The sequence below is a fragment of the Candidatus Sodalis sp. SoCistrobi genome, from assembly GCF_900143145.1.
GTDB lineage: Bacteria > Pseudomonadota > Gammaproteobacteria > Enterobacterales > Enterobacteriaceae > SoCistrobi.
On sequence record NZ_FRDB01000008.1, the window covers coordinates 1 to 11,708 of the forward strand.

An 11,708-nucleotide genomic window follows, 5' to 3' on the forward strand; every position below is an offset into this window, starting at 1 on the left:
TGCTCATGCTGAGTTTCCAGCACTAGATTAACTGCCCGTTCACGGACTTCCGGAGAGTAACGTTTGGTCGTTGTCATAGAGACCTCCACTTTTAAAGTATAGACTCTAATTTATCCGGGGTGATTCAGCAATTTGAGCCGGAGCAGTTTCAGGCGTTGAACCCTTTTTGGATTATGCTTGCCAGCCCGTTGCTGGCGGCGGGCTATAATCGCCTGGGCGACAGGCTGCCGATGCCGTTCAAGTTCGCCATTGGCATGGTGCTGTGTTCGTTGGCCTTCCTGGTGCTGCCGCTGGGTGCACGTTTCGCCAGCGATGCCGGCATCGTTTCGATCTACTGGCTCATTCTCAGCTATGCATTGCAAAGCATCGGTGAATTAATGATTTCCGGCCTGGGTCTGGCCATGGTGGCGCAGCTGGTACCTCAGCGGTTAATGGGGTTTATCATGGGCACCTGGTTCCTGACCACCGCTGCGGCGGCGATAATCGCTGGCTTTCTCGCCAACTTGTCCGCGGTCCCGTCGGATGTGAGCGATGCGCACCACTCCCTGCAGGTGTATAGCCACGTGTTTTTGCAGATAGGCATCTGCACCGGGGTCATCGCCGTGCTAATGCTGGTGTTCGCGCCGAAGCTTAACCGCCTGGCGCGCACAGACGAGGCGACGCCACCGGTGCAAAATAACATGACCGCGGTAACGCAGGGCGAATAAGCGCCCGCCGTGCGCCGCAAACAAAAACCGGCCCTTGACGGGGCCGGCATTTTGGCAAAGACGGTTAAACGCACCGCCACAGAAGCCTGTGCGACGCTACATCGCCGGTGACGCCGGGAAATGATGCTGCGGCAGTGCGATCTGGTCTTGCGCCGCCACCACCTGCAGTTCATATTCTCCGGCCTCCTTGGTCTGCTTCATGACCTCATACACCGCTGCGGTGACATGTTCCAACGCTTTCTGCGGGCTTAAACCCTTCAGCAAATTGACCAGCAGCAGGCCGCTGGTGAGATCCCCAACCCCCACCGGCTGACGGGCGCCGAAATCCACCAGCGGGCGACGGGTGTGCCACGCCCCGTCGGCGGTCACCAGCAACATCTCGAAGCTTTGGCTATCATACCCGGCATAGCTGAGATGTTTCACCAGCACCATGCGCGGCCCGCGTTGCATCAGTTCACGGGCGGTAGCTACCGCCTCGTCCACCGAGCTTACGCGATGCCCGCTGAGCTGCTCCAGCTCAAGCAAATTCGGCGCAATGATATCGGCGGCCGGCAGACCGGCTTTACAGTGGAATTCCGCCACGCCCGGGGCGACAATACAGCCTTTATCAGGATCGCCCATCACCGGATCCAGCAAGTAAAGGGCGGCGGGGTTCACCTGCTTGACCTGTTGCACGATTGCCAGAATATGCTCTCCCTGCTCCGGTGCGCCGATATATCCGCTCAGCACCGCGTCACAGCGTTTTAGACCATCGATTGCCGCTATGCCTTTGACAATCTCGGTCAGATGTGTGGCGGGCATCACGCAGCCGGTCCACTGCCCATATTGGGTGTGGTTAGAAAACTGTACGGTATTGAGCGGCCAGACATTGACGCCCATCCGGCGCATGGGAAACACCGCCGAGCTATTGCCCGCATGGCCGAAAACCACGTGAGACTGGATAGAGAGAACATTCTTCATCAAAAATCGCCTTACACACCTTCGGCTCGCGGCCGTCACACATAAGAAAGGGGCCCGAGGCCCCCTGCCAAAAATCCCGCTATTGCCAATCGAGCAGGCAGTAGTGTTTTTTGCCCCGGCGCAGCAGAGTATACCGGCCATACAGCCTGTCGGCATCATTAAAGACATAGTCTGCCGACGCCTGCTTTTCGCCGTTGACGGCCACCGCATTGGAGCTTATCAAGGTCCGGGCCTGCCCGCGCGACGGTACCAGTTCCGCTACCACCAGCGCCTGCTGCAAATCCGCGCCGCGCTCCAGGCTAACCGTCGGCATGCCGTCCTGGGCGAGCTGGGCGAAATCATCTTCGGTCAAATCCGCCAACGCGCCGGAAAACAGACTGGCGGTGATACGCTTCGCCGCCGCCACCCCCTGCTCGCCATGCACCATGCGGGTCACCTCTTCCGCCAGAACATACTGGGCGCGCGGTGCTTTATCGCTGGCGCGATCCTCTTGTTCCAGCGCGTCGATCGCCGCAAGCTCGAGGAAAGTGAAGAATTTCAAGAAACGATACACGTCGCTGTCGGCGGTATTGATCCAAAACTGATAGAACTTATATGGGCTGGTCTTGCTGGGATCGAGCCAAACCGCGCCGCCCTCGGTCTTGCCGAATTTGGTGCCGTCGGTTTTGTTAATCAGCGGCACCGTCAGGCCGTAAACGGTATTTTGATGCAGCCGGCGCGTCAAATCGATGCCGGAGGTAATATTGCCCCACTGGTCAGAGCCGCCGATCTGCAGCGCCACGCCGTATTGCTTATTCAGGCAGGCGAAATCGTAACCCTGCAGCAAATTATAAGAAAACTCGGTAAACGAAATACCGCTGTCATCGCGGTTCAGCCGCTGCTTTACCGCCTCTTTGTTGATCATTTGATTGACGGAGAAGTGTTTACCGATGTCGCGCAGGAACGTCAGCACGTTCATCGAACCAAACCAGTCGTAGTTGTTGGCGGCGATGGCGCTGTTGTCGCCGCAGTTAAAATCCAGGAACGGCGATACCTGACGTTTGATCTTCTCCACCCATTCCTGAACGGTTTCGGTGGTATTGAGTTTACGCTCGGTGGCTTTAAAGCTGGGATCGCCGATAAGACCGGTCGCGCCCCCCACCAGGGCCACCGGCCGATGACCGGCCAGTTGAAAACGTTTGAGGAACAGCAAAGGCACCAAATGCCCCAAATGCAAGCTGTCGGCGGTGGGATCGAAACCGCAATACAGCGCGATTGGCCCAGCCGCCAACCGTTCAGCCAGCGCCTTCTCATCCGTGACCTGGGCAATGAGGCCCCGCTCTTGCAATTGTTGTATCAGGTTACTGCTTGCCATCAAAAACTCCATTATCATTGAAAAGAAAAAAAGGACACAACGGCCCGCGCCGGTGTTGACCGGCACGGGCACCCGTCCTTAAAAAACGCTATCAGGCCGCCGTGGGTCAGCGCAGTTACGGCGCCAGCCTGTCAATGTGCCAAGCGCCGTTTTCGCGTCGATAGAGAAATCTGTCGTGCAGCCGGTGTTCACCGCCCTGCCAGAACTCCATCGCATCGATGGTCACCCGGTAACCGCCCCAGAAACTCGGCAGCGGCACCTCGCCCTGGGCAAATTTCTGTTTCAGCTCGAGGAATTTACTTTCCAGCACGCCGCGGGCGGAAATACGGCTGGACTGGCGCGAAACCCAGGCGCCTATTTGGCTGTCGCGGGGACGGCTGTGAAAGTACTTCATCACCTCGATAACCGACAGCCGCTCCGCGCGGCCCAGCACCTGGCGCTCCAGCGCGTGCCAGGGAAAATGCAGGCTGATGCGCGGGTTGTGCGCCAGATGCGTGGCTTTGCGGCTGCCAAGGTTGGTGTAAAACACCATCCCCTGCTGGTCAAAATGCTTTAACAATACCAGCCGTTGGTACGGCTGGCCGTTCTCATCCACGGTGCCCACACTCATGGCGGTGGCATCGGGAAGCTGCGCGGCGCAGGCTTGTTTCAGCCATTGCTCAAACAAGTCCATAGGCTCCGCCGTCAAATCGGCTCGACGGAGTCCGCCCCGGGTATATTCCCTGCGCAGGGCGGCAATATCGATTAAATGTTCAGTCATAATGTGCTGAAAAGGCGGCAATAAAAGCCGTTATTGTGCGCCGTGACGCTGAAAATCTCAATCATTTACCCGCAGCGCTTTGGATGACGCAATCATCAACGATAATTTTGTCCTGCCGCTCGATAAATGCCCGCTCGCCCTTCGACCAGAAGCTGTATTGACCATCACTATAGCGGGCGCCAGACGCGGTGGCGACCTGCGGTAAACTCAACTGCTGACCATCAAGTATAAAGTTTACCCGCTCGCGGGCACTGTCCAGCGTCACGGTCAGCGGCAGCGTGCCGCATTGGTAGTGTAAGGTCTCCGTGGGTGCCCTACGGTCGCCATGATAGCTACAGGCGGAGGCGGCCAGCGTCAGAGAGAGTATTATCATAGGGTTGCGTATCATGTTTAGGTCCTGTGTGATGATGTAAACACCGCCCCGGCGGGCGCGCCATCTTTGGCGTCCTGCTGTGGCCGGGGTTATAGCTTCCCCGCCGCGGGCATGACCGGATAAATCGCCCCCAACAGCGTTTCTTCCCGGGCGCCGGTAACGGAAGGCAGATTACCCGGCAAGCCGGATAAGGTCCGAAATGCCAGCCAGGCGAACGCCAGCGCCTCCATATCATCGCCGCTTACGCCGAATTTATCGGTGGGGCTGACTTCAATGCCCGGCAGCAACGCCGACAGGCGATTCATGACCAGCGGATTGCGCGCGCCGCCGCCGCAGACCAGCAAATGTTCACAGCCGCCGCACAACAGCACCTGCTGCGCGATTGTGCTTGCGGTCAGCTCCGCCAGCGTTGCCTGTACATCCTCGGCGGGAATGGGCCCCAAGCGCGAGAGCTGTCGTTCCAGCCAGCCGAGATTGAAATACTCCCTGCCGGTACTTTTCGGCGCCGGCCGCAGAAAATAGTCATCCGCCAACAGGTGTTGCAGCAGCCCCTGATGCACTTGCCCGCTGCAGGCCCAGCGCCCGTCCTGATCATAAGGCGCCTTACGGTGCCGCCAGGTCCAGGCATCCAGCAGCATATTGCCGGGTCCGGTATCAAAGCCGCGGACAGGCAGGCCCGGCAGTAGCAGAGACAAATTGGCGATGCCGCCGATGTTCAACACCATCCGCCGTTCTTGGGGATGCGCCAGCAGCGCGTGATGAAATGCCGGCACCAGCGGCGCCCCCTGCCCGCCCAGCGCCATATCCCGCCGGCGAAAATCGCCCACGGTGGTTATCCCCGTCATGGCGGCGATGCGGTTATTATCGCCGATTTGCAGGGTGCAGGGGGCGTCCCCTTCCGGTTCGTGCCAGACGGTTTGTCCATGACAGGCGATGGCGGTCACCTCGTGCGGCGCCACGCCGGTTTGTTGCAGTAAACTTAGCACCGCTTCGGCGAACAAAATGCCGAGTCGGGTGTCCAATTGTCCGAACCTCGATAGGGTCACCGCCTGCCCCTGGCACATCGCCAGGATCTGCTGTTTGATAGCAAGCGGCATAGGATGGCAGTAGCGGGCCTGCTGCGCTACGGTGTGCTCATCGATTGCTGCCAGTACCACATCGATGCCGTCCAGACTGGTGCCGGACATGATGCCTATATAGCGGCCGGTTCTCATTTCACTCCCTCTCCCCTGTACGGGAATGTGACATAATAAGGGTAACTTACCGAGCTTTAAGGCAGGAGGCCATGAGAATTCACGTAAAATGCCAGATTATTACGCATTGGGCAGTGATGCGCCATGCACATAGTATCATTACGATTTAATTATCTAACTATCTTAGTTCGTTTATTCGCAGTTCCTCTTTTTTTCGATATAATTGTCTGTAGTCTCTGCGCGTTACAGGGCACTTCGATTCCCTACACCGGCGCATGAAGTTTTAACCGTTTATCCGCTTCTGTCCGGGATTGCCGCGCAGAACGGCATGTTAACTGGAGTTTTTTATGATGAAACGTTTGATCGTGGTGGCCCTGGCCGGTATAACGCTTGCAGGTTGCGCCAACAATAGCACGCTGTCCGGTGATGTTTACTCCGCCTCTCAGGCCAAACAGGTTCAAAGCGTGACCTACGGCACCCTGGTCGGGGTACGTCCGGTGCAAATTCAGGGCGGTGAAGACTCTAACGTCATCGGCGCTATCGGCGGCGCAGTGCTGGGCGGATTCCTGGGGAATACGGTCGGCGGCGGCAGCGGGCGCAGCCTGGCAACCGCGGCGGGCGCCGTGGCCGGCGGCGTAGCGGGTTCAAGCGTCGAGGGCGCGGTGAACCGGACGCAGGGCGTAGAGCTTGAAGTGCGTAAAGACGACGGTAATACCATCATGGTGGTCCAGAAACAGGGTAATACCCGTTTCAGCGTTGGACAGCGCGTGGCGCTGGCCAGCAACGGCCGCACTATCACCGTATCCCCACGCTAACGCCCCATTGCGCACAACAGCCTGGTTTGCGCGTAACAAAAAACCGGCCCTGGGGCCGGTTTTTTTGCTCACGTCAGTGCCGTGGACGTAACGCATCAAGACTTGTTATAAAGCTCCAGAATATTCTTTTCCAGTTTGGCAATCATATTGCTCAGCAACTGAATCTCCTCCTGGCTAATGCCATTAAGAATTTCATCTCGAGTGCTGTCGATAACATTGTTCACTTCTTTGATAATAGGTTCAGCAGATTCGGTCAGTTTGATCCGCTTAGCCCGGCGGTCATTGGCGCAGGTATGCCGGGTGATAAGCCCTTTCTCTTCGAGCTGATCCAGCGTTCGCACCAACGAGGGCTGTTCGATGCCGATAGCCTTCGCCAGTTGAATCTGAGACTGCTCTGGCGGTAACTGGCAAATATTATGTAAAGTGATCCAATGCGTCTGTGTGAGTTCTAAAGGCTTTAAACGGTGGTCAATTAAAGCGCGCCATACTCGAACAAGTCGCGCCAAATCTGATCCTAATGGCGATTCCAATTCTCTCTCCTTATAATTAAGCTGATTAAGCTTGCTCCCTGGATTCCCCTCCATCCTAATGGGTGGATGAGCAAATTACAAATATATATACCCATAACCTAAGCATTATGTAGAGATCGATGTAAGCGTCATATTCTTCCTTAATAAAAATTGGACGTCACGCACACGCGCCGTTTGCGACGTAAACTCCCGATCGCGCCAGGAAACGCGGCGTTCTGCCCCCACTGATTCCCTTGTGGTTTTAACGCGCTGGCAGACATCAAGGTCTCCCCGCAGAAGCCAACGCAGCCGGCTTTCACGCTGACGGGCCGGACGGTTTATTCATAACTGTAACACTATTATTGCCACATACGTAGTTTATTGTTAATTTAAGTTAAATGAAGATATAACAAATATCAATATCCCATGTATCCAGTAGCATATTGTAATTTAAATATATAAATAACCATTTAATGCATTAGAAATTATTATGAAGAAAAAACCACAGTTTCATGGCTATTTTTTAGCTAATTGTCACCAAATTATGACGTTATTTCCCCGCCGTTAAAATGTTTTCTCTTTTCAGGAAAATACTCCTCCCGCCTGGCTATTGTCGCCCGATGACGAAAGATTATCCATAGCGCACCGGGCTGAAAGCCATTTATTATCGCTTCGCGTTAGGTTCTATTTCGGACAGTGATATTCCGTGGTTTACCCTCATTCATCGCACGGGCATCGCCGGCTGCCGTTTTGTTAAGCCAGCGCGCCGACGCCAGACGACGCGACCGCCCATGGCCAACGTCCGCGGATTGCCTCATTCACCCCGGCGGCCCACTCGAGGGATTGCCTCGTTTACGGCGGCGGCATACCGTCAAGGTCTTGCCTTATTCACCCCGGCGATCACCCCTCAGGATTGCCTCGTTCACGCCCGCGCCGCCGGCGCCAGACGACGCGACCGCCCATGGCCGACGTCCGGGGATTGCCTCATTCACGCCGGCGGCCCACTCGAGGGATTGCCTCGTTTACGGTGGCAGCCCACTCGAGGGAATACCTCGTTTACGGCGGCGGCCCACGCAAGGGGATACCTCGTTTACGGCGGCAGCCAGCCTTCAGTATTACGTTAATCATGATGCCCCCCGCTGGCTATGCTACACCCGATAGCGGCGGCAAACTTAACCACAAGCTCAAGGGCGCTTAACCAGGAAAACGCATTCGGCTTGCCGCGAAGCACTGCGGGGGACCGGCACCAGGCGCGAGGCCCGGCATCACCGCGGTTAAAACAACGAGGGCTGTTCCGGCTCGTCCGGCAAAACGTCACCCCCCGCGGCGGCGGCGCGGCGCAGCCGCAGATAGCGCTGGTGGCAAAGCCGCAGCACTTCCCGCTTTTGACTGTCGTTCATCCCGCCCCACTGAAAACGTTCGTCCCGGCTGCGCAGGCAACCGCGACAATAGCCCCGGGCATCCGATTGGCATACGCCGCGGCAAGGGTTGGGCAGGCTGAAAAATTCAAGTTGTTCCGCCACATGACCTCCTCTGCCTCTAAAGTGAAGACGGCATTTTCCCCGCTGGCAAGTTATTTTTTACCCAGCGGTGCGACATTCTGTGCTAATGGGCGGCATTGAACCGGTTTTACCCCGCAGGCTATACTGGGGGTTCTTCACTTAACACGGCCATACCGACCGTGATGGCTCACGAGGACATTATGCGTTTATTACATACCATGCTACGGGTAGGCGATTTGCAACGCGCCATTGATTTTTACACCAAAACGCTTGAAATGCGACTCCTGCGCACCAGCGAAAATCCAGAATACAAATATACCCTGGCGTTCGTCGGCTACACCGACGAGAGTGAAGGCGCGGTTATCGAGCTGACCTATAACTGGGGCGTGGACAGCTACGACCTAGGCAGCGCCTATGGTCATATCGCCCTGGGGGTAGATAATGCGGCGGCCGCCTGTGAACGTATTCGTCAGGCCGGGGGTAAAGTCACCCGCGAAGCCGGGCCGGTAAAAGGCGGTAGTACCATCATTGCCTTTATCGAAGATCCCGATGGTTACAAAATTGAACTGATTGAGAACAAACACGCCGGTCAAGGCGTCGGCAATTAGCCTTGTTGGCACGGCCGTAGCCTGCGGGTTCACGGTCGTTTCCCCCCGCCACGGCGACATAACTCGCCATGCAAGACGTACCAAAATTTGCCATAATGGCGGCTGAATTCGCTGAACATAAGAACAGGCATGGCTGAACTAGACACTATAAATACCCTCCGCGCCCGCTTTCGCGGTTTTTATCCAGTTGTCATTGATGTGGAAACCGCGGGGTTTAATGCCGGGACCGATGCCCTGCTGGAAATTGCCGCCGTGACCTTGAAGATGGATGACGATGGTTGGCTGCACGCCGACAATACCTTGCACTTCCATGTCGATCCCTTTCCCGGCGCGCTACTGCAGCCGGAAGCGCTGGCCTTTAACGGTATCGACCCGCACAACCCCTTGCGCGGCGCGGTTAGCGAGTATGAGGCCCTGCATGAAATTTTCAAAATGGTGCGTAAAGGGATTAAAGATCAAGACTGCAACCGCGCCATCATCGTCGCCCATAACGCCGCTTTCGATCATGGCTTCCTGATGGCTGCCGCCTCGCGCGCGAGTTTGAAACGCAACCCTTTCCATCCCTTTGCCACCTTTGATACGGCGGCGCTGAGCGGGCTGGTGCTTGGCCAGACCGTGTTGGCGAAAGCCTGCGCCGCGGCCGGCATCGCCTTTGACAGCGGCGAAGCGCATTCTGCGCTGTACGACACCGAACGTACCGCGACGCTGTTTTGTGAATTGGTCAACCGCTGGAAACGTCTGGGCGGTTGGCCGGTGGCGATGCCTGTCCCTGATAATGAAGAAGAAACCGTTGCCGAGCAGGATGGTACCACCCCCATTATCGACCGGTAAATATCCAGCTCGGCGACGTATGCACAAAAAAACCACCCGCTCTGCTTCGGGTGGTCTTTTAGGCCAGGGTGAAACCCCGCCGCGTCGCCAGCGCCAGACGGAGCATAACAAACAAACTTCAGCGCGCTATCCGTCTGCCAACAGTAACTTATTGCTGAGCATTATCCGTTTGCGAATTGTATTTTACCGCGGTTTCCTTAATGAGCGGCTGTAGTTCGCCGCGCTGATACATCTCGATAATGATGTCGCAGCCGCCGATAAGTTCACCATCCACCCACAGCTGCGGGAAGGTCGGCCAATTGGCGAATTTCGGCAGTTCAGCACGAATATCCGGATTGGTCAGCACATCAACATAGGCGAAACGCTCGCCGCAGGCGGACAGCGCCTGAACCGCCTGGGCGGAAAAACCGCAGCCCGGTAATTTTGGCGAGCCTTTCATGTACAGGAGAATCGGATTCTCGGCGATCTGTTGCTGAATTTTTTCGATAGTCGTAGTCATTGTCTCGCTTCCTTAAGCCAGTGGCTGGCTTTTATTTATCGTGCATCGTATCTGACGTAATTCACTATTCTAACGATTCTCGGGGAAAGATTTAAATGCTTTTTTTAAGTTTGCCGCGCCTGCCGTCTTCAGCCGGCCCGGCGCAAGCCCGCCCGCCTTCTTAGTCTCGCGCCCCCTGGCAATAACACCCTTTTGCGTCTAGGGCAGTTAAGGAGTTGTAAAGGCGTTGCTTTTTACGACGAGCCTCGCGCAAAAACCCGACAAATGCGCTGTTATTCACGTTTATTCACACTCTGTATGAAAATACGGATGCATTAGGCCCACAAATAGCTTAAATTCAGCGGAGTCGTCATTTTCCCCCCGACTTTGGGCCACAGAGGATAGCGTTTATCATGCGTTTATGCTTTACGCTTTTTGTGCTGCTGTTTACCCAGCTCTTTCTCAATCTTGCGCACGCCGCGCCGAATGCGGGAGTGAATGCCGATCAACGTAAATCACAGGCCAGCTCGGCCAAAACCGACGATCGGCGCAAGCGCAAACCCGTCAAGCTGCTGAAAAAGACCCGCAGCGCGGAAAGCGAACCTCTGCGTCATCCCGAGGCGAAAACCGACGCCGCCAAACCGCGTAAAGCCGTCGCTGCCAAAACGCCTGCCGCAGCCCCACGTGCCGCCGTCAAAACCGCGGCTAAAGCGTCTCATCCCGTTGACAAGACCGCCGCCAGCCCGCGCACCAAGACGGCAAAGACCGCCGCCGTCAATACCAAAGCCGCCAAGGTGGCTAAAAGCAAAACCACCGCTTCCCGCCAACCGCCTGTCAGCGCGCGCGTGACGCACAGCCTGGCTTCCCGTACCGGTGAGAAAAAGCGCTACGGCCGTCATCGCGGCGGCGTGGCTGGCCAAACCGCCGCCATCGCAGCTAATGGGCAACCCTTACGCATGAGCGAAAGCCATAAGGTGCGCTATCAGCACGCCAAATTGACGGCGATGGCAAAATTAATGTCGCAGGTGGGTAAGCCCTATCGCTGGGGCGGTAAATCGCCGACCACCGGTTTTGATTGCAGCGGTCTGATTTATGTATGCCTATAAAGATTTGATCCGCGTGCCGCTACTGCGCACCGCGAATGAAATGTACCATCTGCGGGACGCAGCGCCGGTGAAAAAAAGCGAACTGGAAAGCGGCGATCTGGTCTTTTTCCGTATCCGCAACCGCGGCACGGCGGATCATGTGGGTGTCTATCTGGGCAATGGCCGGTTCATTCAGTCGCCTCGCACCGGGCGTGACATCCGTATTAGCTATCAAAAAGGGCGTGAGCGCCCTTTTTACCGCCTGAGTACGTCCCGGCACAGCGCCGGACTCACCGCTTACGCGATCAGTTCAGTACGGCGGTGAAGCTGAAAATCACAATGACCAACAGCGAGAAGACGGTAGTCAGTAACGACAAGGCTAAATCGCGACTCATAACATTTCCTTTTAACGCTTTGGCGTCCGGTGGTTGACCTGGTATTGATTCGACCCTCATCTTGCCACACATGAGGCCGAAAAGCATGTCCCGCCGGTGGGAGAACGCATTTAACGCTTTCACTTTATCGGCAAATCG

General features: G+C 56.4%; 12 protein-coding genes and 2 pseudogenes. 5 read left to right on the forward strand and 9 right to left on the reverse strand.

Annotated features, from left to right (window positions below; all coding sequences use genetic code 11):
• Positions 1-131 precede the first annotated feature (131 nt).
• A pseudogene (locus CINSTRO3249_RS01370) lies at positions 132-707 on the forward strand (oligopeptide:H+ symporter); the annotation flags it as partial.
• 96 nt (positions 708-803) lie between these two features.
• On the opposite strand, the gene pdxY reads toward CINSTRO3249_RS01370, so the two are convergent.
• From pdxY to anmK, 5 genes are all read right to left on the reverse strand, one after another.
• Entirely contained in the window at positions 804-1,667 is an 864-nt protein-coding gene (gene pdxY / locus CINSTRO3249_RS01375) for a pyridoxal kinase PdxY (protein ID WP_074011862.1), read from the reverse strand.
• Positions 1,668-1,746: 79 nt separating this feature from the next.
• Positions 1,747-3,021: a tyrosine--tRNA ligase gene (tyrS, locus tag CINSTRO3249_RS01380; protein ID WP_074011879.1), complete on the reverse strand. Its 1,275-nt coding sequence runs from the start codon at positions 3,019-3,021 to the stop codon at positions 1,747-1,749.
• A gap of 115 nt (positions 3,022-3,136) precedes the next feature.
• Positions 3,137-3,781, reverse strand: a complete 645-nt coding sequence (pdxH, locus tag CINSTRO3249_RS01385) for a pyridoxamine 5'-phosphate oxidase (protein WP_074011880.1) — start codon at positions 3,779-3,781, stop codon at positions 3,137-3,139.
• Between the two features lie 61 nt (positions 3,782-3,842).
• Positions 3,843-4,169 (reverse strand): MliC family protein, encoded by a 327-nt coding sequence (locus CINSTRO3249_RS01390; protein WP_125933089.1) that lies wholly within the window; start codon positions 4,167-4,169, stop codon positions 3,843-3,845.
• A gap of 74 nt (positions 4,170-4,243) precedes the next feature.
• Positions 4,244-5,368, reverse strand: a complete 1,125-nt coding sequence (gene anmK, locus CINSTRO3249_RS01395) for an anhydro-N-acetylmuramic acid kinase (protein ID WP_074011863.1) — start codon at positions 5,366-5,368, stop codon at positions 4,244-4,246.
• Positions 5,369-5,694: 326 nt separating this feature from the next.
• Here anmK and slyB point away from each other — a divergent pair, with 326 nt between their 5' ends.
• Entirely contained in the window at positions 5,695-6,162 is a 468-nt protein-coding gene (slyB, locus tag CINSTRO3249_RS01400; RefSeq protein ID WP_074011864.1) for an outer membrane lipoprotein SlyB, read from the forward strand.
• A gap of 95 nt (positions 6,163-6,257) precedes the next feature.
• Here the strand turns inward: slyB and slyA are convergent, their stop codons facing one another.
• On the reverse strand, positions 6,258-6,692 hold the full coding sequence (slyA, locus tag CINSTRO3249_RS01405) for a transcriptional regulator SlyA (protein ID WP_074011882.1): 435 nt from the start codon (positions 6,690-6,692) through the stop codon (positions 6,258-6,260).
• Positions 6,693-7,945: 1,253 nt separating this feature from the next.
• Positions 7,946-8,194 (reverse strand): DUF1289 domain-containing protein, encoded by a 249-nt coding sequence (locus tag CINSTRO3249_RS01410; protein WP_074011865.1) that lies wholly within the window; start codon positions 8,192-8,194, stop codon positions 7,946-7,948.
• Between the two features lie 179 nt (positions 8,195-8,373).
• On the opposite strand from CINSTRO3249_RS01410, the gene gloA reads away from it, so the two are divergent.
• Together gloA and rnt are read left to right on the forward strand one after the other, a co-directional pair.
• On the forward strand, positions 8,374-8,781 hold the full coding sequence (gloA, locus tag CINSTRO3249_RS01415) for a lactoylglutathione lyase (RefSeq protein ID WP_074011883.1): 408 nt from the start codon (positions 8,374-8,376) through the stop codon (positions 8,779-8,781).
• Between the two features lie 129 nt (positions 8,782-8,910).
• Positions 8,911-9,612: a ribonuclease T gene (gene rnt / locus CINSTRO3249_RS01420; RefSeq protein ID WP_074011866.1), complete on the forward strand. Its 702-nt coding sequence runs from the start codon at positions 8,911-8,913 to the stop codon at positions 9,610-9,612.
• A gap of 148 nt (positions 9,613-9,760) precedes the next feature.
• Here the strand turns inward: rnt and CINSTRO3249_RS01425 are convergent, their stop codons facing one another.
• Positions 9,761-10,111: a Grx4 family monothiol glutaredoxin gene (locus CINSTRO3249_RS01425; protein ID WP_074011867.1), complete on the reverse strand. Its 351-nt coding sequence runs from the start codon at positions 10,109-10,111 to the stop codon at positions 9,761-9,763.
• 392 nt (positions 10,112-10,503) lie between these two features.
• Here CINSTRO3249_RS01425 and CINSTRO3249_RS01430 point away from each other — a divergent pair.
• Positions 10,504-11,404, forward strand: a pseudogene (locus CINSTRO3249_RS01430) (NlpC/P60 family protein); the annotation flags it as partial.
• 76 nt (positions 11,405-11,480) lie between these two features.
• Here CINSTRO3249_RS01430 and CINSTRO3249_RS17065 read toward each other — a convergent pair.
• Positions 11,481-11,570 (reverse strand): cytochrome bd-I oxidase subunit CydH, encoded by a 90-nt coding sequence (locus CINSTRO3249_RS17065; protein WP_174249712.1) that lies wholly within the window; start codon positions 11,568-11,570, stop codon positions 11,481-11,483.
• Positions 11,571-11,708: the final 138 nt, after the last annotated feature.